4 protein-coding genes (1 of these 4 running past the window's edge) are annotated in these 26,186 nt (G+C 74.3%); all 4 read left to right on the top strand.

Annotated elements, in window-relative coordinates; all coding sequences use genetic code 11:
- Positions 1–319 precede the first annotated feature (319 nt).
- Tightly spaced (at most 24 nt apart), the 4 genes in view from B446_RS01660 to B446_RS01645 form a layout consistent with a single transcriptional unit that may run on beyond the window.
- Positions 320–6,319: a beta-ketoacyl synthase N-terminal-like domain-containing protein gene (locus tag B446_RS01660; RefSeq protein ID WP_020937657.1), complete on the top strand. Its 6,000-nt coding sequence runs from the start codon at positions 320–322 to the stop codon at positions 6,317–6,319.
- Between the two features lie 24 nt (positions 6,320–6,343).
- Entirely contained in the window at positions 6,344–19,498 is a 13,155-nt protein-coding gene (locus B446_RS39150) for an SDR family NAD(P)-dependent oxidoreductase (RefSeq protein ID WP_020937656.1), read from the top strand.
- A complete protein-coding gene (locus B446_RS01650) occupies positions 19,495–24,147 on the top strand; it encodes a non-ribosomal peptide synthetase (protein ID WP_020937655.1) in 4,653 nt (1,550 codons plus the stop codon). Before B446_RS39150 ends, B446_RS01650 begins: the two co-directional genes overlap by 4 nt.
- Positions 24,147–26,186, top strand: the beginning of a protein-coding gene (locus B446_RS01645; protein WP_020937654.1) for an SDR family NAD(P)-dependent oxidoreductase. The gene runs 17,157 nt beyond the window's last position; only the first 2,040 of its 19,197 coding nucleotides appear in the window; the start codon lies at positions 24,147–24,149; the stop codon falls past the right edge of the window. Before B446_RS01650 ends, B446_RS01645 begins: the two co-directional genes overlap by 1 nt.

Raw genomic sequence — 26,186 nt, 5'->3', positions numbered from 1 at the left:
CACTGCATCCTCCAGATTCGACTCGCGAGGTGGGGGTGAGGGTCCGGGAATCCCCGGTGTGTGCTGCGCGAGTGACCGTCTTGCCCGCTGCCCGGACGGGTAGGAAGGTCACGCTCAGTAAGGCGAAAAGTGACCCCAGGACGCTGTAGACGCGAGTGATCCACCGGGTTACGTTCTACATGCAACGGATGACACGGGGGAGTGTGCTGGTGCAGACGAGTGTGATTTCTGGCCCGTTATATCACCGAATATGTGGCTCAAACAGGTGGCGGCACGGCTGCACGCAGCTCCCCGTTCACCACCCCTGCGGTTCTGTCTCGTGACCGCCCGGCACGTCGTGCTGGGCCTGCCGACGCTCGCCACCGGTGGCCTCTCCGAGAACTGGCTGTTACGCGAGTCCGGCGACCTGCACTGGTCGCTGATCGGTGAGTACTTCGGCACCTCGGTCACCAAACTCGCCGACGCCGACGGCACCCGGTTGCTTCCGGCCTTCGTCCGGGTCCGCCACACCGCGAGCGCCTCGCTCGCCGCCTTCGCCGAGCTCGACGAAGGCGAGATGAGCGGTGAACTGACCAGACTGGACGACCGGCGGTTCCTGTCCGACATCCGCTTCGCCACCGGCACGGCACACGTCGACGTCCGGCTGCTCACCGTTTTCGTCCGCCGCTCGGACCGCAACTGGCTGGTTCCCGGCGTGCCACAGCTGCCCGGCTGCCTGCCGGCCCGGGAGCCGGACGCCGACCAGCTGGCCTTCCTGCACGACTTCCAGGAGCAGAGCGGTCGCCACACGGATGGTCCCGGACTGCACACCGAGCGTTACGAGCTCAATCCGGTCGTCGACGTCAACGCCCTCGGCCTGCTCTACTTCGCCTCCTACCCGCACATCAACGACCACGGCGAGCGCCGGTACCTGCACTCGCTGGCACCAGGCGGCGAGTGGGCCACCGCGGCCACCACCGTCAGACGCGACATCGTGTACCTGGCGAACTGCGGCGCCGAGGACACCGTGCGGTACCGGCTGGACGACCTGCGTCTGGAGGACGGTCACCGGGCGGTGCTGACCTCGACGTTGCTGCGCGAGGCCGACAACAGGCCGCTGGCCCGGATCGAGACGGTCAAGGCACTGCGCGGGTCCAGCGTGTTCGGCGGGCTCTGGGGTGACTCCGTCGCGCCCCGCGCCGCGCCGGCCCCGAGGGAACCCGCGCCCGCGACCGACGACGCCCTGGAAACGGTGCTGCTGCAGCTGCTGGAACGGGCGCTCGGACGGCCGGCCGGTTCCCTGACCGCCGACGACGACCTGCGGCGGTACGGCCTGGACAGCGTCGCGCTTGCCGAGATCGTGGCGCTGGCCCATGACGAACACGGCTTGCAGATCGATCCCAGCGCCATGTTCCAGGCCTTCACCGTCGAGGCCATGGCGCAGGTGATACGCGGCGAGGACCGCGAACCCCGACCGGTCACCGCCACGGCCGCACCGAAGCCGGGCGCCTCGGCACCGATCGCGGTGATCGGCATGGCCGGACGCTTCCCCGGGGCGGCCAGCGTGAGTGAACTGTGGGACCTGCTCGGCCGCGACGAGGACGCGATCCGCGACATCCCGATCGACCGCTGGGACACCGCCGCGCACCCGGATCTGGTGGGCCGGGCGGCCCTGCTCGACGACATCCGCCGCTTCGACCACGAATTCTTCGCCGTCAGCCCCCGCGAGGCCGCGCTGATGGATCCCCAGCAGCGGCTCATGCTCGAGGTGGCGTGGGCGACCGCCGAGGACGCGGGACAGGACCCCACCAAGCTGTCGGGCAGCCGGACCGGTGTGTACACCGGGGTCTGCCACTCCGACTACGCCACCGTGCTGGCCGAGCACGCCGGTCGCGACGAACCGCACCTGAGCGTCGCGGTCTCTCCTTCGCTGGTGGCCAACCGGGTCTCGTACGCCCTGGGCCTGCGCGGCCCGAGCGTCACCGTGGACACACTCTGCTCGTCGTCGCTGGTCGCGGTGGCCCAGGCCATCGCGGCGCTGCGGGCCGGAGCATGCGACCAGGCCTTCGCGGGCGGCGTCAACGTGCTGTGCGACCCGGGACGGCACGCGGCGTACCAGCGCGCCGGCGTACTGAGCCCACGCGGACGCTGCCACACCTTCGACGACGACGCCGACGGCTACGTCCGCGGCGAGGGGGCATGCGCGTTGCTGCTCAAACCCCTCGACCGGGCGCTCGCCGACGGCGACCGGGTGCACGCGGTCATCCGCGAGGTGGCGGTCAACCACGGTGGGCAGGCGCAGTCGTTCACCGCGCCCAACCCCGAGGCCCAGGCCGACCTGCTGGTCAGCGCCTACACCACGGCGGCCGTCGACCCCGCCACCGTCGGCTACCTCGAGGCGCACGGCACCGGTACCCGGCTGGGCGACCCGATCGAGGTGTCGGCCATGGTGGCGGCGTTCCGCCGGCTGTACGCGCACAGCCGGCATCCGATGCCGGACGCACCACACTGTGGCATCGGATCCCTCAAGACCAACATCGGTCATCTGGAGGCCGCCGCCGGTGTCGCCGGCATGATCAAAGTCATTCTCGCCCTGCGCCACCGGACGCTGCCGGCCACCCGCAACGTGCGCCGGACGAACCGCATGATCAACCTGTCCGGTTCGCCGCTGCGGCTCCAGCTGGAACAGGCCGCGTGGGAGCCGCCGCCCGGCGGCGGCCCCCGCCGGGCCGGGGTCAGCTCGTTCGGCATGGGCGGCACGAACGCGCACGTGGTCCTGGAGGAGGCACCGCCGGCAGCCGGGGCACCGCCGGTCGGCCGGGTGACGGTGCCCGTGTCGGCCCGCACCCCGCAGGCACTGCGGGACGCGCTCGTCGCGCTGCTGGACGTGGTGAGGTCACCGCAAGCGCCCCCACTCGCCTCGATCGCCCGGACGATGAGCACCGGCCGGGCCCGGCTGGCCTGCCGCGTCGCCGTCACGGCGGCAGACCTCGGCGAACTCGCGGACGCGCTGGCCGCCGCCGTCGACGCCGAGCCGCTCACCGGCGACGCCGGGACCGAGGGCCCGGTGCCTGCCGCCCCCGTCGTGTCGCTGCCGAGCTACCCCTTCCGGCGGGACCAGCACTGGGCGGCGCCCACCGCCGTGCCGCAATCGCCTAGCCCCGCCCCGCAGTTCCTCACCGCGGCCTGGCAGGACGCGCCGCCACCCGCGCCGGCGCAGCGCGGCCGTTTCCTGGTCCTCACGACGGACCCGAGCCTCGCGACGACGCTGTTCGGCGACGACGCCGTCGCGCATCGCCCCGGCGATCCGCTGCCCACCGTGCGGGGCCTGGCCGGCGTCGCCGATCTGGTCGACTGGGGAGAACCGGGCGCTCTGGTCACCGAGCGGATCCAGGTGCTGCGCGAGGTGCTCGGCCGGCATCCGCGCACCGGCCTGCGCTGCCTGCACGTCAGCGGCGCTCGCCGCTCGGCGCTGGCCGGCTTCTACCGCGCCGTCTCCGGAGAACTGCCCATGGTCGTCTCCCGCACCGTCCGGGTCGACGGTGACCTCGCCGACCTGGCCGCCGCGGTCGCGGCCGAGAGCACGGCCGACGACCAGGAGACCGAGATCCGGTACGCCGGCTCCCGACGACGGCGCAGCGTGGCCGGGTTCGCCCGGCCCGGCGACGTCGATCCGCTGACCGGTCTCGACCGGGGCGCCGTGCTGATCACCGGGGGCACCGGTGCCATCGGCCTGCGCCTCGCCGAGCACCTGGCCGACCGGGGTGCGCGGCACCTCGTCCTGATCGGCCGCTCCGAGCTGCCCGCCCGCAACCGCTGGGCGTCCCTGGCCGCCGAGCCGTCGACCGACCCGTTGCTGCGCACGCGCCTCACCGCCCTGCTGGCCCTCGCCGAGCGGGGCGTGAAGCTCTCGGTCCACACCCATGCGCTGAACGACGCGGTCACGCTGCGCAGGCTGATCAACCGGCATCGAGGCCGCGCCGGAGGGATCGCGGCGGCCTTCCACTGCGCGGGGGTCATGCACCAGCCCCGGTCGTTCCTGGCCAAGACGGCCGACGAGATCGCCGTCGTGCTACGGCCCAAGCTCGCCGTGGAGACACTGTGGGCTGCGTTCGGCAGCCGGCTGCCGCGCCTCATGGTCCTGTTCTCCTCGATCGCGGCCGGGTCGCCCCGGCTGGCCGGGGGCTATCTGGACTACGCCGCGGCCAACAACGTCCTCGACGACTTCGCCGAGGCGCACGCGGACGAGCCCGGGTGCGTGGTCCGGTCGCTGCGGTGGCCGCTGTGGCGGGACGTCGGAATGGGCGAGCGGCGTACCAGCGCCGGGACCGAACTGGGCATCCCCGACCTGGCGGAGGGCGACGCGCTGCGACTGCTCGACCTGGCGCTGCGGGTGCCGGGCGAACCGGTGCTGCTGCCCTGCCTGACGCGCCGGACCGCGGTGCCGGCCGACGAACTGTTCCGGGCGCCCCGGCGCGACCCCGATCCCGCCCCCGAGCCGGTCACCGCCCCGGCGGACGAGCCGGACGCGGCCGAGATCGACTGGCTGGCCGACGTCGTGGCCCGGACAACCCGCACCGAACGGTCCCTGCTGCGGCCCGACACCCACCTCGTCGACCTCGGTGTGGACTCGTTGCTGATGGCCGAGCTGGTCCGCGATCTCGAGGCAGCACTCGGCGACGTCGTGGACCCCAGCCTGCTCCAGGATCACCCCACACTGGCCCGGCTCGCCGCCGCGCTCACCGCCGCGGGAGCGCGTGCCCCGGCCACCGGCCCGGTGGCGTCCGCGGCAGAGCGTGTTCCGGCGACCGGCCCGGTGGCCTCCGCGGCGGAGCGTGCCCCGGCCACCGCCCCGGTGGCATCCGCGGCGCCGGCACGGACGTCCGCCGCGGACGGTGCCGCGACGCGGATCGCGGTCATCGGGATGGGCTGCCGACTGCCCGGCGCAGCCGACCCGGAGCAGCTCTGGCAGGCACTGCTCGCCGGGCGGGACCTGGTCGGCGACGTGCCGGCGGACCGCTGGGACACCACGGCCCTCTACCGGCCGGACGGCGGACCCGGGTTCAGCCAGAGCCGGTGGGGCGGCTTCCTCGACGACGCCGCCCTGTTCGACCCGGGCTACTTCGGCTTCGACGACGAGACGGCACGTCAACTCGACCCCCTGATACGCAAGACGCTCGAGGTCGCCGTCGAGTGCGTGCACGACGCCGGGTACACCGCTGAGGAGTTACGTGGCCGCCGGGTCGGAGTCTTCGTCGGCGGCCGGACGGGCAATCACCGCGCACACCTGCGGCCGCTGACCCGCGAGTCGATCGTCGGGATCAACCAGAACTACATCGCGGCGCACGTGTCGCACTTCCTCGACCTCGCCGGGCCGAACCTCGTGATCGACAGCGCCTGCTCGTCGGCGCTGGTCAGTGTGCACCTGGCCGCGCAGAGCCTGATGCTGGGCGAGTCCGAGATGGCACTGGCCGGCGGTGTGGACCTGCTGCTGGACGAGGAGCCGTACCTGATGCTCAGCGCCGGCAAGGCGCTGTCACCGACCGGACGCTGCCGCACCTTCGACGAGTCCGCCGACGGCTTCGTCCCGGGCGAGGGCGCCGGGCTGGTGCTGCTGAAGCGTCTCGACGCCGCCGAACGCGACGGCGACCGCATCCTCGCGGTCATCGAAGCGTCCGGTGTCAACAACGACGGCCGCACCATGGGCCACACCACCCCGAACGGGGCCGCCCAGCGGGCGCTGATCAGCGAGGTGCTCGCCCGCGGCGGCATCGACGCGCGCACCATCGGATACGTCGAGGCGCACGGCACCGGCACGATGATCGGCGACCCGATCGAGCTGCAGGCGCTGACCACCGTCTACCGGCAGCACACCGGCGACCGGGAGTACTGCGGGATCGGCAGCGTCAAGAGCTCGATGGGCCACCTGCTCAGCGCCGCCGGGATCGCCGGATTCATCAAGGCCGTGCAGACGCTCCGGCACGGACTGATCGTCCCGACCCTGCACTGCGAGCGACCCAATCCGCGGTTCGCGTTCGGCGAGTCACCGTTCTTCCCCGCACGGACCACGACCGAACTGCCCGCCGGCAGCCGCGTCGCGGTCAGCGCCTTCGGATTCGGCGGCACCAACGCCCACGTCGTACTCGGCCCCGGCGCCCCCGAGGGGACCGGGCGGGCTCCGCTGCCCTCACCGGAGTACCGGCGCCGCCGGTTCTGGCACCACCGCGCCGGGATCCTCACGACTCCCGCCCGCCCCGCCGCGAGACCGGTCCGGTCGGCGCGCCTCGATCTCACCGTCACGCCGGTCGCGGCCCCCGCGCTCGACCGTTCCCACCGCTGAGCCGCGACCACCGGGAGACAACACGTGAACCGTCTGGCTGCTCGCTGCCTTCTCCGGCTGACCGGGGACAACCCGATCGTCGACGACCACCGCGTGCACGGGGTGCGCACACTGCCCGGCGTGACCTTCCTCGACATCGTGTACCGCCTGCTCCGCGAGCGCGGTGTCGAGCCGGGCGACGCCGGGCTCAGTGACATCCTCTTCGTCGAACCCCTCACCACCACCGAGGACTTCGACCGGGAAGTCACGGTCCTGCTGGAGCCCGACGGCGACATCACACATGTCACCGCGACCAGCCGGCGTGTGCGCGACGGCGCCCCGGCCGACGACGGGCGGACCACGCATGTACGGGCCGTCCTCCGCGTCGGCCTGCCGGCCCTGACCGGATCACCGCTCCCGGCGGGAGCCGCGCCACCGCGCGACATCGGCGAGGTCTACACGATCGGCAGGTCGGCCGGGATCGAACACCGCGACTTCATGCGCTGTCACGGCACGATGCGGGTCGAGGCCGACACGGTGCGGGCGCGGCTCGCTCTCGGTGCCGAGGCGCGGGCCACGTCGACCGACTTCATGCTGCACCCGGCCCTGCTCGACGGGTCGACCATGCAGGCGTACGCGCTGGCCTTCGCCGGGGACGGAGCCGACGAGCGGCCCCTGATCCCCCTGCACATCGGAGAGTTCCGCGCGGTGCGGCCGCTCGGCGACACCTGCACGGTGGAGATGCGGCTCACCTCGGCGGGCCCGGCCGCCGACATCGTCAAGGCCGACATCGACCTGTACGACGCCTCGGGCGCGCCGGCCGCCCGATTCACCGGCCTGGTCCTCAAACGGGTCCGCTCCACCGAGGCGATCACCCGGCTCACCGCTTCCAGGGCCGCGGCACCCGCGCCCGTGGCCGCTCCCACGCCGACGCCCGGCGCCTCGCTGCGCGCCGAGATCGTCGAGCTGGTCCGGCAGGTCGCGGCCGACCCGGACCTGCTGGAGGTGGAGGGTGACCGCGGCTTCTACGACCTCGGTCTGGAGTCGACGGACCTGCTCGCCCTGGTGCGCTCCTTCGAGGAGCGGTGGAACATCACGCTGTACCCGACGCTGCTGTTCGAGTACCCCACCGTCGACGCGGTCACGGAGCACCTGGCCGGCCTGATCCCGGACCGGCCGCGCGCCGAGGCGCCGCCGCCCGACGACACCCCGGCCACCACCGCCTGCCTCACCGGCACATGGCAGCCGGCGGCCCGGCCGGACCCGCCGTCGATCGGGTCCCTGCTGGTCATCGGCGACGCCCGGTTGCGGCCGGATCAGATCACCGCACGGCGCGGCCCCGCCTTCCGGCGGCTGGGGGAGCGGGAGTACGAGCTGCGTCCCAGCGCACCGGACGACCTGCGAGCCCTGCTGGCCGACCTGCCCGGCGCCCCCGACTCGGTCGTGCACCTCGCCCCGCGCGCCGACGCCGACCCAGCGGAGGGCGTGGAGACCGCGTGCCGGGAGATGCTGGCGCTCGCCCGGGTACTGCTGGACGCCCCGGTGCCGGTGGTGCACGTCGCTCAGCCGCTGGTCGCCGCCGCGGTGGCCGGAATGGCCCGCACCATCCGTCTGGAGCAGCCGCGGCTGGCCGTGACCGCGGTGGAATGCGTGGGCGACCCCGATCCCCGGGCCGTTCTCGCCGAACTGTCCGGCCACGGCGAGACCTGGGTCCGGCACGACGGCGGCCGGCTCGTGCGTCGCTACCGCGACGCGGCGCCCGGCGGAGCACGGCCGCTCCGGTCCGGCGGTGTCTATCTGATCACCGGTGGCGCGGGCGGCCTGGGTCGGGCGCTCGCCGCGTCCTTCACCGCACAGGGCGCCACGGTGGTACTCGCCGGGCGCACCCCGTCCAAGCAGGTGCCGAACGCCGAGTTCGTACGCGCCGACGTGACCATGGCCGCCGACGTGCGGGCCCTGGTCGACGGGGTCGTCGCCCGGCACGGCCGCCTCGACGGGGTGGTGCACGCCGCCGGGGTCCTCAGGGACGGCCTGCTGGCCGGAAAGTCACCGGAGGACCTGTCGGCGGTGCTGGCGCCCAAGGTGCGCGGCACCTTGCTGCTGCACGACGCGACCCGCCATCTCGGCCTGGACTTCTTCGTCGCCTTCTCGTCGGTGACCGGTGTCGCGGGCAACGTCGGGCAGGCGGACTACGCCGCGGCGAACGCCTTCGTCGACGCGTGCGCACGTGAGTACGGGTTCACCTCCGTCGCCTGGCCGCTCTGGGCGGACGGGGGCATGCGCACCGACGCGGCGACCGAGGCGGTGTTCCGGCGGCAGGGACAGGTTCCGCTTCCGACCGGCGCGGGCCTCGCGGTGTTCGACGCGATCCGGGACCAGCGGGGCGGTGAGGTCGTCGTGCTGCACGGACGCCCCGACCGTGCCCGCCGGGCTCTGGAGCTGCGCGAGCCGGAGACCGGTTCCGTTGCCACGGAACCGGAACCATCCGTGGCAACGGAACCGGAACCGTCCCTGACCGCAGTCCGCGACGCCGCCGCGACGACCGTTCGGGAACCTCTCGCGGCGACCGCGGGCGATCCGCGGCCCTCCGGCCGGGACATCGCCGTGATCGGTGTGGCGGGCCGGTATCCGATGGCTCCCGACCTGGACCGGTTCTGGGCGAACCTGCTCGACGGACGCGACTGCGTCACCGAGATCCCGGAACAGCGCTGGCGGCCGGCCGGCTTCTTCGAGCCGGAGCGGGCCGCCGGGCGCTCGTACAGCAAATGGGGCGCCTTCCTGGACGGGATCGACGAGTTCGACCCCGCGTTCTTCCGGATCACCCCACGCGAGGCCGAGGGCATGGACCCGCAGGAACGGCTGTTCCTCCAGACCGCGTGGCACGCGTTGGAGGACGCGGGCATCCCCCGCGCCGCGGTCGCCGGCCGGCCCGTGGGCGTGTTCGCCGGCGTCATGTTCACCCAATACCAGATGCTCGGCCTCGGCGCCGAGGAACGGCTGCCGGTGCTGCCGACGTCCTTCACCTCGGCGGTCGCGAACCGGGTCTCCTACTTCCTCGACGCGCGCGGTCCCAGCCTCGCGCTGGACACCATGTGCTCGTCGTCGCTGACAGCGCTGCACCTGGCCTGCGAGAGCCTGCGCTCCGGAGAGAGCGAACTGGCGCTGGCCGGCGGCGTGAACCTGATCGTCCACCCGTACAAATATCTGCACCTGAGCCAGGTCGGGTTCGTCTCGTCGGACGGGCGGTGCCGGGCCTTCGGCGCCGGCGGCGACGGGTACGTTCCAGGTGAGGGCGTCGGTGTCGTCGTCCTCAAACCCCTGGCAGCCGCCGTGGCGGACGGCGACCGCGTGCTCGGGGTGATCAAAGGCAGCGCGGTCAACCACGGCGGGCGCGCCGGCGGCTTCTACGTCCCGAACCCGACGGCGCAGGCGGACGTGATCCGGCAGGCGCTGGACCGCGCCGGCGTGGACCCGGCCACGGTGAGCTACCTGGAGGCGCACGGCACCGGCACCGCCCTCGGTGACCCGGTGGAGATCTCCGCGCTGAGCCAGGTCTTCGCAGCCGGCGACACCCGGCTCGGCTCGGTGAAGTCCGGCATCGGACACCTGGAGTCCGCGGCCGGCATCGCCGGGCTGACCAAGGTGCTGCTGCAGCTGAGGCATCGCACTCTGGTGCCCTCGCTGCACGCGCGGCCGGCGAACGAGGCGATCGACTGGGAGCGATCCCCGCTCAGCGTCCAGCAGGACGCCGGTCCGTGGCACACCACCGGCGACGTGCCCCGGCGGGCCGGCATCAGCGCGTTCGGCGCCGGGGGCAGCAACGCCCACGTCGTCGTCGAGGAGTACTCGACACCGGCACCCGGCACCACGGACGGCCCGCAGGTGGTGCTGCTGTCCGCCCGCACCCCGCGGGCCCTGCGCCTGCTCGCCGAGCGTTACGCCGAACTGCCCGCCGGGGACCAGGTGGCGGACCTGGCCGACGCGGCCGGGTTCCCCGACGCCGACCGGGACGCGCCCTTCGAGGAGTTGGGTCTGGACGCGGACGATCTGCGCCGGCTGATGCGGGCCGTGGCCGCCCGAAGCCAAGGACAGCCGCCCCGGGTGGATGCCCAGTCGAGTCTGTCCGCCCTGGCCGCGGCACTGGACGGCGCAGTCCCGCTGGCGGACATCGCCCACACCACGCAGGCCGGGCGCGATGCGATGGCCGAGCGGCTGGCCGTGGTGGCCACCGACGTCGAGGAACTCCGCACGGCTCTGCGGGGCTTCCTGAACGGTGACGAGTCGCGCGTCCACCGCGGACGCGCCACGGAGCCGGTCGACACGCCCGCGTCGGCCGACCCGGACACACTGGCCGCGGCCTGGGTGAAGGGCGCCGCCCCGGACTGGGGCGTGCTGCACCGCGAGCGGCGGCCCCGCAAGACCTCCCTGCCCGGCTACCCGTTCGAGCGGGTGCGCTGCTGGGTCGGGACGGGCACCGACGCAACCGGCGCCACCGGCCGCGGCACCGCTGATGCGCCCGCCGCGGCGGCGCCACGCCCGGCGCAGGTGTCGCTGGGCGCCGACGTTCCGCGGTGGGAGCCCTGTCCCGCCCCCGAGCCGGTGACGCCGGACGGCCCGGTCGTGGTGCTCTACGCACCGGAACGCACGGGACTGGCCGCCGAACTGGCCGCCCGGCATCCCGGCGCGCAGCGCGTCGAGATCGGTGGCCCGGTGACCGTGGACCCGCGGGTGGTCTACCTGCTCACCGGCCCGGCGCCCACGGACGGTTGCGAAGCCTCGCGGGTCGCCGGCGGGGAAGCGGCCGGAGTCCGGGCGCTGGCCGGGTACGCCCGCCGCTGGGCACGGCTGCCCGAGATCGACTGGATCGTGGTCACCGCAGGGGCGGCCGCCGCGCCCGGACGGCGGCTCACCGACCCGTACGCGGCCGGGGTACACGGCTTCGCCCGGGTGCTGGAGAACGAGCACCGCGGGTGGTCGGTCGCCGTCGTCGACCTCGACCCGGCCCACCTGACCGCTGACGTGCTGGTACCGGCGCGGCGCGGAACGCGGATCGCCTGCACCGGGACGACCGCGCACCGGCAGGTGCTGGGCGAGGCGCCCGCGCCGCACGGCCCCGAGCTGCTGCGCCGGGGCGGCCGCTACCTGATCGTCGGTGGCGGCGGCGGTATCGGCCTGGCCCTGGCGCGCAAGCTGGTGGTGGAGTGGGACGCGGAGGTCGTGCTGGTCGGCCGCCGGGAGCGTCCCGACCTCGCGGCCGAGCACCGGATCCGCTACCTGCGCGCCGACGCCTCCGACGCGGGGCAGCTCACCGCGGTACTCGAACAGGCCGGCCCGGTGCACGGGATCATGCACGCGGCGATGGCGCAACGCTCCCGCCTGGTGCGCGACCTCTCCGACGACGACCTCGCCGAGAGCCTGACGGCCAAGTCCGGTGTCGCCGCCGCCCTGGTGGACACCATCGACGCGACGGATCTCGACTTCCTCCTCTTCTTCTCCTCCGCCCAGTCCTTCCTCGGCGAGCCCGGCCTGGCCGGCTACGCGGCCGGATCGACCTTCCTCGACGCCTATGCGCACACCCTCGACGAACGCCTGCCGTACCCGGTCCGGGCCGTCGACTGGGGTTTCTGGGGCACGGTCGGCTCGGTCGCCACCGAGAAGCACCGCGCCGAACTGACCGCCGCCGGATTCCACTCCATCACCCCCGACACCGGCCTCACCGCGCTGACCGAGGCGCTGCGCCGGCCGGCTCCGCAGCTCCTGGTGGTGCCCGGCACGGCCGCCCTGCGGGAGCGGATGACCCCCAGCGAAGGGACGACACCGGCCGTGACACCTGCCGAGGGGCTGTTGACCAGCGCCGACCTGCGCGTCGTCGACGACTTCCACGCCGTCGACGAGAAGATGTCCGCCATCGCCCGCGGCGCCCTGCTGGCCGTGCTGCACGAGATGGGCGCCTGGCAGGGACCCGACCCGGACGCGGCCGAGGTCGCCCGCAGGGTGGGGGTCACCCCCCGCTACGACCGCCTGCTGCACACCCTGCTGACCATGCTCGCCGACGACGGGGTGCTCACCGTCCACCAGAACAGGTTCCGGCCGGATCGGGCCGCGCTCGCCGAGGCCCTCGCCGGCGGGCACGCCGAGCGCCTCGGCGAACTGGCCGCGGCCCATCCGGCGTCCGCGGTCTTCGTCGAGCTGCTACGCCGCTGCCTCGACCGCTACCCGATGCTGCTCCGCGGCGAGTTGCTCGCCACCGACCTGCTGTTCCCCGCCTCGGGCACCTCCGCGATGGAGCGGATCTACCGGGACAACCCGATCAGCGACCTCTACAACGACGTGCTCACCGCGAGGCTGCTGGAGCACGTCGGCCGGCGCCGGGACCGGCTGCGCCCCGGCGAGCGGATCCGGATCGTCGAGGTCGGCTCGGGCACCGGCGGCACCACCGCTGGTCTGCTGCGTGCCCTGGCTCCCCACGGCGAGCACCTGGAGTACTGGTACACCGACCTGTCGGCGGCGTTCCTGGCCCACGGCCGCCGGGAATTCGGCGCGCGCTACCCCTTCGTGCGGTTCAAGCGCCTGGACCTCGACACCGACCCGGTCACCCAGGGCTTCCCCGCGGACGCCTTCGACATCGCTGTCGGCGCGAACGTGCTGCACGCCACCTCGGACGTGAGCCGCGCCGTGCGGCACCTGCGCACCGTGCTGCGCACCGGCGGGCGACTGTTGCTCAACGAGCTGACCACGGTCACCCTGGCCGCCACCGTCACGTACGGACTGTTCGACGGCTGGTGGGCACACACCGACGCACACCTGCGGCTGCCCGGATCGCCGCTGCTGGACGTGGCCGGCTGGAGCGCGGTGCTGACCGGCGCCGGCTACGACGGGTTCCGGGCCCTGCCCACGGACGGTGAGACCAGCCGCAACTTCCAGCACGTCGTCGTGGCCACCGCCGCGGCACGAGCCACCGAACCGGCGCCGGGGACGGCGTCCGGGCGGGTCGCGGCACAGCGGGCCCCGGAGGACGACGGCGCCTCGTTCACCGCCGAGCTGCTGGCACTGACCTCGGAGGCATCAGGCATCCCCGTCGAGGATCTTGACCTGGACACCGAGATCGGTGACTACGGCTTCGACTCGGTCAGCTACGGTCTGCTCGCCGGGCGGCTCAACGACACCTTCGGTCTCGACGTGACGCCTGCCCTGTTCTACGAGACCGCCACCCTGCGCGCACTGGTCGCGCGGCTCGACCGCGACTACGGCGCCACCCTGCGGGAACGGTATGCACGGACCGTACCGGAGGCGACGGAAGCCGAGGCGCCGCCGCGCTCCGCGCCGCAGACCGGACCCGACGACCCGATCGCGGTGATCGGGATGGCTGCGCGGCTGCCCGGCAGCCGAGACCTGGACGACTTCTGGAACCACCTGGTCGCCGGGGACGACCTGGTCACCGACGTGCCCGCGGACCGGTGGGACTGGCGGTCCCTGCCCCCCGACGTCCTGGCCCGGCGCGGCGGCTTCATCAGCGACGTCGACATGTTCGATCCGCTGTTCTTCGGGATCTCGCCGCAGGAAGCCGCCGGTATGGACCCTCAGCAGCGGCTGCTGCTGGAGGGCGTGTGGACCGCGCTGGAGGACGCCGGCCTGCCGCCCGGCACACTCGCCGGCTGGCCGGTCGGGCTGTTCGTCGGCGCGGGGTCCAGCGACTACGACGAGATCCGGCGCCGCTCGGACGTGCCCGTCGACGCGCACGCGGCCACCGCGACCGCGCACTCCATCCTGGTCAACCGGGTGTCCTACCTGCTGGACCTGCGCGGGCCGAGCGAGCCGGTCAACACCGGCTGCTCCAGCTCCCTGGTCGCGATCCACCGCGCCGCCGCCGCGATCCGCTCCGGGGAGTGCGACATCGCGGTCGCCGGAGGCATCAACCTGATCCTGTCCCCGCACAACCACCTGCTGCTCAGCCGCACCGGCATGCTCAGCCCGTCCGGGCGGTGCCGGGCGTTCGACGCCCGCGCGGACGGGTTCGTCCGGGGAGAAGGGCTGGGCCTGGTCGTGCTGACCCGGTTCGGCGCGGCGGGTCGGCACCGGGTACGGGGGCTGCTGCGCGGCTCCGCGGTCAACCACGGCGGCCGGGCCCGTTCGCTGACCGCGCCCAACCCCGCCGGACAGGCCGCGATGATCGTACGCGCCCACACGGAGGCCGGCGTCGACCCGGCGACCGTGGGATACCTGGAGACCCACGGCACGGGCACCGAGCTGGGCGACCCGGTCGAGATCAACGGGTTGCGGCTGGCCTTCGAGGAGCTGGCGGGCCGCCACGCCGGGCTGCCCGGCGCGCCGTTCTGCGGCCTGGGCGCGGTCAAGGCGAACATCGGGCACCTGGAGTCCGCCGCGGGCATCGCCGGGTTGCTCAAGGTCCTGCTGGCGATGCGCCACGGCATCCTGCCGCCGGTGGCCGGGCTGGGCGAGCCCAACCCGCACCTGCGGCTCGAGGGCAGCCCGTTCCAGCTGATCCGGCGGGCGACCCCCTGGCACCGCCCGCCGGGCGGCGGCAGGCGCCGCGCCGGGATCAGCTCCTTCGGCTACGGAGGAGTGAACGCCCATGTCGTGGTGGAGGAGCCGGCCGAGCCGGCGGTCCCGGCGGCGCCGGCCGGTCCGCTGGTGTTCCCGCTCTCGGCCCGGACCCCCGAGGCCTTGCGCCGCTACGCGACCGCGCTGCGTGCCGCCCTGGACTCGGACGTCGAACTGGTGGACGTGGCCCACACGCTGCAGCACGGCCGGGACGCGATGTCCGAGCGGCTGGCGGTGACCGCCGTCGACCGGCCGACGCTCCTCGCGGCCCTCGGCGCGGCGATCGACGGCACCGGACACCCCGCACTGGCCCACCCCGGGGGCGTCACACCGGCCGACCGGTGGGTGGCCGGAGCAGAGGCTGCCTGGCCGGACACCGGTGGCACGCTGATCCCGCTGCCCACCTACCCGTTCGAGCGACGCCGGTGCTGGATCGGCGCGCGGCCGCAGGAGCCCGACGCACCCGGCGCGCCCGTGGGCGTCTACGCTCCGCGCTGGCAGCGCATCGCGGACGCCGGCACCCGCCCGTCGGCCGACGGACCGGTCTGGCTGCTCGGCGGCGACGACTACCCGGCGAGCGACGTGCACCGGGTCACCTCCACGTCGCTGGACGCGTTGCCCACGCCCACCGTCGTGCACGCGGTCGTCACCGGCGGCGAGCCCGCGGTCCGGGAGCTGTTCCGGGTGATCCGGCACCTGCAGACCCGGCCGGCCGGTGCGGGCGAGCTCACGCTGACCGTGGTCACCCGCGCCGCCGCGGCGGTGGACGGGCCGATCACGGACCCCGTCGCGGCGGCCGCCCACGGACTGGTGAAGTCGGCCCGCCGGGAGTGCGAGAGGTGGCGGATCAGCGCGATCGACGTCGGCCCCGGCGACGACACCACGGTCGCCGCCGCCACGCCCGGCGACTACGCGCTGCGCTCGGGTCGCTGGCACCAGCGGGTGCTCCGGCCGCTCGACGACACCGGCGCCCGGCCGGTGTTCCGCGACGGCGGGACGTACGTGCTGGTCGGCGGCGCCGGGGATGTCGGCCTCGACCTGGCCGAGCACCTGGTCCGGGAACACCGCGCGAAGGTGGTGCTGATCGGCCGGACCCGCCCGGACGGCGCCCGGGCCGACCGGATCGCCTCTTTCGACCCCGCCGGCACGTCCGTGGAGTTCCACCAGGCGGACGCGCGCGACGCGGAACGGCTGCGGGCGGTGTTCGACCGGGTCGGCGTGATCCACGGCGTGGTCAACGCGGCGACGGTGGCGCGAGACCGGTCGCTGGCGGCGCTGGACGAGGACTGGTTCGCCGAGGGGCTGAACGCGAAGACCCGGACCACGCTCGCGGTCGCCGAGGCGATCGGCGGCCGCGACCTGGACTTCTTCGCGGTCTTCTCCTCGCTGCAGTCGTTCCTGGGCAATCCGGGCCAGGCCGCCTACGCCGCCGCCTGCACCGCCCAGGACGCGATCGGGCAGGCACTCGCCGCCCGGTCGCCGTTCCCCGTCCGCGTACTGAACTGGGGGCCGTGGTCGGGCTCGGCGCTCACCGAGCGCCACCGGGACCGTCTGGCCGCGGCCGGTCTTCATCCGCTCCCGCCCCGCACGGGCATCGAGGCACTGGCCGGCGTGCTCGGCCGACAGGAGGTTCAGGTGGCGGTCGTGTCGGGTACCGAGCAGGCCCTGGCCGGAATCGGCGTGCCGACGCCCGACCCGGAACCGGCCCCGCCGGCAGTCACGTCGGCCGTTGTGCAGCCTGTCGCGCAGCCCGTCCCGCCGAGTGCCGAACCGTGGCGTGCGGCGGTGGCCGCCGACCTGCTGGCTCTGGTGCGCGGCGTGGCCGGGCTGGGCGCCGCCGAGCTGACCGAGAACGACCAGCTCAGCCGGTTCGGCTTCGACTCCATCATGTACACCAGGCTCAGCCACCAGGTGAACGTGCGCTGGGACCTGGACGCGACTCCGGCGGCGTTCTTCGGCGTGGCAACCGCCGGCGAACTGGTCGCGAAGATCACCGCGGAGTACGGGGAAGAGCTGGCCCGTCACTATCGTCCCGCGGCATCCACCGCTCCGGCCGTCCCTCCGGCCACGGCCGTTCCGCCCGGGCCCGTCGCTTCCCCCGGGCCGATCGCGGGCACCGGAGCCGCCGGGGTGGCGCAGCCCGCCGGTACGGACGACGTCGCCATCGTCGGCATGGCCGGTCTGCTGCCCGGCTCGGACGACCTGGACGAGTTCTGGGCCCACCTGGCCGCCGGCGACGACCTGGTCACCGAGATCCCGGCGGACCGGTGGGACTGGCGACGCATCCACGGCGACCCCGAGCCGGGGGAATTCCGCACCACCGCCCGCTGGGGCGGGTTCCTGCGCCGAGTGGACCTGTTCGACGCGGACTTCTTCGGCATCTCGCCCACCGAGGCGGTCGCGATGGACCCGCAGCACCGGCTGGTGCTCGAAACGACCTGGACGGCGATCGAGGACGCCGGCATCCGGCCCTCCGACCTGGCCGGCACCGACACCGGCGTCTTCGTCGGCAGCAGCACCTACGACTACTTCGAACTGCAACACGCGCTGGGGGTGCCGCTCGACGGCTACAACACCGTCGGCCGGGCGCACGCCATCCTGTCCAACCGCGTGTCCTACCTGCTGGACCTGCACGGCCCGTCCGAGACGCTCGACACCGCCTGCTCGTCGTCGCTGGTCGCCGTGCACCACGCGGCGGAGGCGATCCGGCGCGGGGAGTGCACGGTGGCGCTGGCCGGCGGCGTCAACGTGATCGCGTCGCCGACGCTGTTCGTCGACATGAGCCAGGCCGACATGCTCAGCCCGGACGGCCGCTGCCGCGCCTTCGACGCCCGCGCCAACGGCATCGCCCGGGCCGAGGGGGCGGGTGTCGTGGTGCTCAAGCGGCTCAGCGCGGCCCTCGTGGACGGAGACGTCATCCACGGCGTGCTGCGCGGCAGCGCCGTCAACCACGGTGGGCGCGGCAACTCGCTCACCGCGCCGAACCCGGCCGCGCAGGCCGACTGCATCGTGGCAGCGCACCGCCGCGCCGGGACCGAACCGCGCACGGTGACCTACGTGGAGACCCACGGCACCGGCACCGAGCTGGGCGATCCGGTCGAGATCGAAGGCCTCAAGACCGCCTTCCGGCGGCTGTACGCCGATCACGGCACCGACGGCACCGATCACCGTGTCGCGCTCGGCGCGGTGAAGAGCAACACCGGTCACCTGGAGGCGGCCGCCGGTGTGACGGGGCTGATCAAGGTGCTGCTCGCCATGCGCCACCGTGAGCTGCCCGGCAACCCTCACCTGGAGAAGCTCAACCCGCACCTGCGTCTCGACGGCAGCCCGCTGCATGTGCTGCGCGACCGTGAGCCGTGGCGGCGCGTCACCGGCCCGGACGGCACCGAGGCGCCGCTGCGTGCCGGACTGAGCTCGTTCGGTCTCGGCGGTGTCAACGCGCACCTCGTGCTGGAGGAGTTCCGCACCCGGCCGAGCGCCGGTCGTAGCGGGCCGTACCTGTTCGTGCTGTCCGCCCGCGACGCCGAGCGGCTGCGTGGCAACGCCGAGCACCTGGTCCGCTGGGCACGGGACGCCGACGAGGTGGACCCGGCCGCCCTCGCCTACACGCTGCAGACCGGCCGGGAGGTCTTCGCCGAGCGGCTCGCCGTGGTCGCGGACGACCTCGCCGGCCTGGTGAAACGCCTGGAGGAGTGGCTGGCCGGCGCGACCGCCGACGGCGTCAGTGCGGGCGACGGGCGAGGGACCGGCACGGCGCTGCTGCTGGACGGCCCCGAGGGACGCCAGTACCTGCGCACGGTGGTGGCGGCCGGGAAGCTCGACAAGATCGCCCGGCTGTGGGTGGACGGCGTCGACATCGACTGGGCCGAGCTGTGGCCGGGGGAGCCGATGCGCCGGGTACCGGCGCCGACCTCCGCCTTCGCCCGGCAGAGCTACTGGATCACCCCCGGGCCACGGTTCGACCAGGCGCAGGCCGAGGCGGCCGGGCTCGCCGGGACCGCTCAGGACGAGGTCACCGAGACGTGGCCCGAGCCCGCAGCGGCCGTACCGGCACCCCCGGCCGAGTCGGCGCCGGCACCGGCCGCGACGGCCGCCGGAGGCGACCCGGAGTCAGCTGTGCGCGACCACGTCCGCACCCTGCTCGCCGCGCACCTGGGCATGGCACCGGACCGTCTGCCGCCCGACCGGGTGCTGTCCGACGTCGGTGTGGACTCGCTGGGGCTGCGCCGCCTCAGCCGCCGTCTCGGCGCCACCTACGGCGTCGACATACCCGCCCGCATGTTCGGCGTCGGGCAGACCGTGCGCGCTCTGGCCCGGGCCGTGCACGACAAGTACGGACCGCTGCCCGCAACCGCCACACCCGAGCCGCCCCCCGCGCCGGTCACCTCCTCGGCCACCGCACCCGAGCCAACCTCTGTGCCGGTCGCCTCCTCTGCCGCCGCGCCCGCGCCGATCCCCGCGCCGGTCGCCCCTTCGGCCGCCGCGCCCGCGCCGGTCGCCTCCTCGGCCGCCGCGCCCGAGCCGCCCCCCGCGCCGGTCGCCGCCGACGCGGTCGGTGCCCTGCTGGCCGGGCTGCGCGACGGATCGGTCACGGTCGACGACGCGCTGGCCGAGCTGCGACAGGGGAACGTCCGATGAGCCGGGCACTGCGCGACGTCCTCGCCGCGGTCGCCGCCGGTGAGCTGCCCGACGAGATCGCCGAGTCGCTGCTGCGGGGCCTGTCCGATCCGGTGCCGGAGCCGGGGCCGTATCCGCTCAGTCGCGGCCAGGCGGCGCTCTGGGCGATCCACGCGAGCCGACCCGGCACCACCTCCTACAACCTGCCGCTCGGGCTGTGGCTGAACCAGGCGGTCGATCCGGACGTGCTCACCCGGGCCCTGATCGCCGTCGTGGAGCGGCAGCCGGGTCTGCGGATCGCCGTCCGACTGGACGGGACCACTCCGGTGCAGGAGATCACCGAACGCCCCGCCGAGGTGGTCCGGCTGGACCTCCGGCACGTCACCGACGGGGAGTTCGCCGCGCGCATCCGGCGGCTGGTGCACACTCCGTTCGACCTGGAGCAGGACCCCCTGCACCGGATGTGGCTGATCGCGGCACCCGGTGGCCGGACCCTGCTGCTCCTGGTGTTCCACCACATGATCACCGACGGGATCTCCAGCCACCTGCTGCTGCGCGACATCGTGGCCTGCCACGACGCACTGGCCCGTCGAGGTGTTCTGCCGCCGGTCGAGCAGGCCACCCCGTACCGCGAGTTCGTCCGTCGACAGCGGGAACTGCTCGACGGGCCGGAGGCCGAGACGCACCGCCGCTGGTGGCTCGACCGGCTGGCCGGAGCCTCCAGCGGTCCCGTCCTCGACGCGATCACCGATCGGCACCGGGTCGCCCCGCCCACCGCCGACACCGGCGCGATGGTGCAGTTCCGGCTGCCGGAGGAGACCTGGACGGCTGTCCGTCACGTCGCCGGCGCGGCCGGTCTGACCCCGTTCAGCGTGCTGCTGGGTGCCTTCGCCGCTCTGCTGCACCGGCACTCCGGCCACCGCGACATCAACGTCATGGTGCCGACCGACGGCCGGATCTCCGAGCGTTTCGACCGCACCGTGGGCTACCTGATCAACCCGGTGGTCGTGCGGGTCGACTGCGACCCGCAGCGCAGCCTCGCCGAGCTGATGAACGCCGTGCACGACCACATGGCGCAGGCCGAGGAACACAGCTCCTACCCGTTCGCCGCCGTGGTCGGTGACCTGCGCCGCGCCGGCGGCACCGCGGTCTCCTTCGACATCGGCTTCTACCTGCAACAGGGCGTGGGCGGCGATCAGGACATGGCCGCCGGGCAGACCGTCTTCGACGACGCCCTGGAGCTGACCCAGGAGGGTGAGAACCCGCTGGTCGTCGAGGTGGTGGTGCGCGGGTCCCAGGCGTTGGTCCATTTCAAGTACGACCGCGAGCTGTTCGACCCGGCCACGGCCGAGCGCCTGGCCGAGCACTACCGGATGCTGCTGGAGACCGTGGCCGCCGATCCCCGGCGGCCGATCGGCGATCTGCCCCTCACCACCGCGGCGGAACGCGCCCTCGTCGACCGGGCCAACGACACCCGTGCCGCCCGGCCCCGCGACGTGACCGCGGCCGGTTTGGTGCTGGCCCGCGCGGCGTCGGCCCCGGAGCGCGTCGCCGTGGTGGACGCCGACGGTGCCACCAGTTACGGCGAGCTGGCCCGGCGGGTGCACGCACTGGCGCGGACCCTCCGCGCATCCGGCGTGGGCCGTGGCGACCTGGTCGGGGTGCTGTCCGGCCGGCGAGCCGCCCTGATCGTGGCGATGCTGGCGGCGCACACCGCCGGCGCGGCCTACGTGCCGCTCGACCCGGACTTCCCGGCCGCCCGCCTCGCGCACATCTGCACCGACGCCGGCCTCGCCGCGGTCCTGGTCGACCCGGCGTACTGCGACCGCCTGCCGGCCGAGACACCGGGCGCCCGGATTCCGCTAGGTGACCCGGGCGACGCCGCCCCGGGCCCGCCGGTCGCCTGCCACGACGACGATCTCGCGTACGTGCTCTACACCTCCGGATCGACCGGCCGGCCCAAGGGTGTCGAGGTCACCCATGGCAACCTGGTCAACTTCCTCACCGCGATGGCGGAGCGGCCCGGGTGCGCCGAGGACGACGTGCTGCTCGCCGTCACCACGGCCGGGTTCGACATCGCAGGGCTCGAACTGCTGCTCCCGCTCACCCAGGGCGCGACCGTCCACATCGCGCCGGCCGAGACCACCCGGGACGGCTTCGCGCTGGCCGGCCTGCTCGACAGCAGCGGCGCGACCGTCGTGCAGGCCACCCCGGCCACCTGGCAGATGCTGCTCGCCGCCGGCTGGAGCGGACGGGTACCCCGGCTGCTGTGCGGCGGGGAGGCGCTGAGCGCCGAGCTGGCGGCCGAACTGATCGACCGCTCCGGTGAGTTGTGGAACATGTACGGCCCGACCGAGACCACGATCTGGTCCTCGGTACTGCGGGTACGCCGCGACCGGCCGATCACGGTCGGCACGCCGATCGCGAACACGACCTTCCACCTCGCCGGGCCGGACGGTGGCCCGGTCCCGTTCGGCGCCACCGGGGAACTGCTGATCGGCGGTGACGGCGTCGCCCGCGGCTACCGCGGCCGCCCCGAACTGAGCGCCGAGCGCTTCGTCGGGCAGGACGGGCAGCGGCGCTACCGCACCGGAGACCTGGCCCGGTGGACCGAGACCGGCGAGATGCTGCTGCTCGGCCGCGCCGACCGGCAGATCAAGCTGCGCGGGCACCGGATCGAGCCCGGCGAGATCGAGGCGGCGATCCGGCGTACCGGCGTGAGCGGCGAGGCGCGGGTGGTCCTGCGCGAGGAGCGGCCCGGGCACCAGCGCCTGGTCGCCTTCGTCGTCGCCGAGCCCGCGGAGGCCGCGGCGGCTGCCAGGCGGATCGAGGAGTGGCTTCCGGCGTACATGATCCCGTCCCGGACCGTGCCGATGACCGGCCTGCCGATGACCCCGAACGCCAAGATCGACGCGGTCCGGCTCGCCACCGGCTCCCTGGACGAACTGATCCGCGAGTTCGGTCACCCCGAGGCAGCGCCGGAGCCCCGGCCGCACGACGGCGGCCGGTTGCTGGCGACCCTGCGGGAGCTGACCGCGGGTGTCGCCGGGGTGGCGCCGGAGGACATCCCGGTGGACCGGCCGCTCGGCGAGGCGGGCTTCGACTCGGTCGGTTTCACCCGGCTCGCGATGGCGGTCCGCACCCGCTTCGGCGTGCCCGTCAGCCCCACGCTCTTCTACGCGCACCCCGCGCTCGCCTCGCTCGCGGCGCACCTGGGCGCGAACCGCCCGGACGCCTTCACCGAGGCCGAAGCCGTCCCGGACGCCTTCACCGAGACCGAAGCCGTCCCGGACACCTTCGCCGAGACCGAAGCCGAGCCCGAGCCGGCCCGCGCGGCGGCCACCGTCCGGGCCGGCGCGCCCGGGGAACCTCCCGAGACCCTCGGCTACCCGCCCGTGGCGATCATCGGCGTCGGCGCCCGCCTGCCGGCCTCCGGGTCACTGCAGGAGTTCTGGATCCACCTCGCCGAGGGCCGCGACCTCACCGCGCCGTACCCGCTGGAGCGAGGCTTCTCCGCCCGGGTGTTCCCGGAGCGCTTTCGGGGCTCGTTCGTGCGCGACGTCGACGCCTTCGACGCGGGGCGGTTCCGGATCTCGCCGCGCGAGGCGGCCCAGATGGATCCGCAGCACCGGCTCCTCCTGCACGCCGCGGACGAGGCCCTGCTCGACGCCGGACTCGTGCCCGCGACGCTGGTCGGCAGCCACACCGGGGTGTTCGTCGGTCTCAGCGGCGCCGACTATCTGAGCCTGCTGGGCCCGGGCTCGCCGGAGATGGACGATCACTTCCTGATCGGCAACGTCGCCTCGATCGCGGCCAACCGCATCTCCTACGTGTACGACCTGCACGGCCCCAGCGCGGTCTACGACACCGCCTGCTCCAGCTCCCTGGTGGCGATCCACCGCGCGGCCCGCGCCCTGCACCTCGGCGACTGCGATCTCGCCCTGGCCGGCGGCGCGAACCTGCTCCTGTCCCCGCACGGCTTCACCGGTCTGCGCCGCGCCGGAATGCTCAGTGCCGACGGGCGGTGCAAGACCTTCGACGAGCGCGCCGACGGCTACGGCCGCGGCGAGGGCGTGGTCCTGCTGGCGCTCAAACTGCTGGAGCGCGCGGTCGCCGACGGCGACCCGGTGCACGGCGTCCTGATCGGTTCGGCCGAGAACCACGGCGGCCACACCCACTCGCTCACCGTGCCCAACCCGCAGGCACAGCGCGACGTGCTGCTCGCGGCGCATCGGGCGGCGGCGGTGCCGCCCGACACCATCGGCTACATCGAGGCGCACGGCACCGGGACGCCGCTCGGCGACCCGATCGAGGTGGACGCGCTGCGGGAGGCGTTCGGGCAGCTCTACCGCGACTGGGGGCGGCCGGTCGTGGAGGGACGCACCGGGCTCGGCTCGGTCAAGTCCAACATCGGCCATCTCGAGGCCGCCGCCGGTGTCGCCGGGGTGGTCAAGGTGCTGCTGAGCATGCGGCACCGCCTGATGCCCGGCCTCGCCGGTCTCGGCACCCCCAACCCGATGATCGACCTGGCCGGCAGCCCGTTCCGGCTCCAGGCCGAGGCACAGCCCTGGGAGCCGCCGGACGGCGTGCCGGCACGCGCCGGCGTCAGCTCCTTCGGCATGGGTGGCAGCAACGTACACGTCGTCGTGGCGGAAGCGGAGAAGCACTGATGGGTAACAGCACCGAGGACCGTGCCGCCCGGCTGGTCGTCCTGTCGGCGGGCGGCCGCGACCAGCTCGACCGGTACCGTGCCGAGCTGGTCGGCTGGCTGCAGGCGCACCCGGAGGCGGCACTCGACCGCATCGAGAGCACCCTGCGCACCGGTCGCGAGGAACTGGCCGAACGACTCGCCGTGGTCGTGACCGGCGTCGCCGAGCTGACCGAGCGGCTGCGCGACGGCACCGGGGTGGTCACCGGCACCGCCGGGCCGGCCACCGGCGAGCCCGTCCAGGCCGCGGATCTCCACGAGGCCGCCCGACTCTGGGTCACGGGCACCCCGGTCCGCTGGCCGGAGCAGGCGAGCGGGCGCTCGGCCCGGCTGTCACTGCCGCAGCCGCAGCCGGTGACCCGCCGGTACTGGATCGAACCGCCCGCCGCCCTCACCGCCGATCCGGCCGAGCGGCTGCTCACCGGCGACGAGTTCTTCCTGCGTGACCACGCGCTGGGGCAGGTGCGCGTCCTGCCCGCCGTCGCGGCCCTGGAGTTCGCCGTCGACACCGCCGCCCGCGCCGGGCACGGGCGCGCCACCGGCGTCGACCACGTCCTCTGGGCCCGGCCGGTCCTGTTCACCGGCGAACCGGTCCGGGTACGGCTGCGGTTCGCGCCGGCCGCCGACGGTGTCGCCTACGAGCTGCGGCGCCTCGACGACACCCCGGACGGTGAGCTGTGCTCGACCGGAACCCTGCGGTTCGGCCCCACCGAGCCGGCCCCGTCCCTCGACCTGGCCGCGATACGCGCCCGTCTGCCACGGACGACCTCGGCGGACGACTGCTACGCGGTCTTCGCCGCGCTCGGCGGCGGGTACGGGCCCAGCCTGCGCGGACTGCGGTCCATGCGTTCCGTCCCCGGCGAGGCGCTGGCCGAGGTCGCCGTCCCCGACGCCGCGGACCTGCCGTTCGACGACTTCACCCTGCACCCGTCCCTGCTGGACGCCATGCTGCAGGCGGCGCTCTGGACCGCCGCCGACCCGTCCGCGCCCAGGCCCCGCGAACTGCCCTTCTCCATCGACCGGGTGGAGATCCTCGGCCCGCTGCCGGAACACGGGTACGCCCATGCCGTCGCCACCGGGACCGGCCACGACATCGCACTCGCCGACGCCGACGGCCGCATCGCCGTCCGTCTGCGCGGCGTGGTCACCCGCTCCGTCAAGGATCCGGCCGACCCGGTGGACACCCACCTGCTGGCGCAGCGCTGGCAGGACGCCCCCGTCCGCCGCGGCGCCCCCGCCACCGGCCGCAAGGTGATCCTGGAAGCCGGTGAGGACGGGTGCTTACCGGACTCCGGCCCACTCGTGGTGGTCCGCCTCGGTGACGACGACCCGCTGCCCAGCCTGGTCCGGCTCTTCCGGACCTGGGCCGCGCAGCCGAACCGGCAGCCCCTCCGCGTGCTGCACGTCTTCCGCCCGTCCGGCGCCGTCACCGACGCCCGCCTGCTGGCTCTGGACGGCATGGCGCGCAGCATCGCCAACGAGCACCCGGACTTCCGTGCCGCAGTGATCACGACCGACGGCGCCGACCCGCGAGCGGTCGCGGACGCCGAGGCCGCGGCGGACCACGAGTTCCGGGTCCGATACACCGCCGCCGGCCGGCAGGTGGCCCGATGGGAGCCGATCGCCCCCGCGCCGGCGCCGTTGACGCCGGAGGGGACGGTGCTGGTCACCGGCGGCGCCGGCGCGCTCGGCCGACACCTCGTCAGCCACCTGGGCCCGTCGGCCCGGTACGTGCTCACCGGCCGTTCCGCCGACGCCGACCTGACCGACCTGCGCGCCACCGGGCTCGACGTCCACTACCTGCCCTGCGACCTGGGTGCACCCGGCGCGGCCGAGCGGCTGGTCGAGCGCGTCCACCAGAGGTTCGGCCCGTTGCGCGGGGTGCTGCACCTGGCCGGGGTCACCCGTGACTCGTTCCTGCTGCGCAAGACCGACGAGGACATCGCCGCGGTGCTGGGGCCGAAGGTCGACGGCACGCTCGCACTGGACCGGGCCACGGCC

It is taken from the genome of Streptomyces collinus Tu 365 (assembly GCF_000444875.1).
Classification (GTDB): Bacteria; Actinomycetota; Actinomycetes; order Streptomycetales; family Streptomycetaceae; genus Streptomyces; species Streptomyces collinus_A.
Note: the sequence above shows the minus strand (reverse complement) of the source record. Positions and strands in the feature narration are given on the sequence as shown.

Coding starts and splice junctions, on each gene's coding strand:
- B446_RS01650 (WP_020937655.1), top strand. CDS start 19,495: ATGAGCCGGGCACTGCGCGACGTCCTCGCCGCGGTCGCCGCCGGTGAG.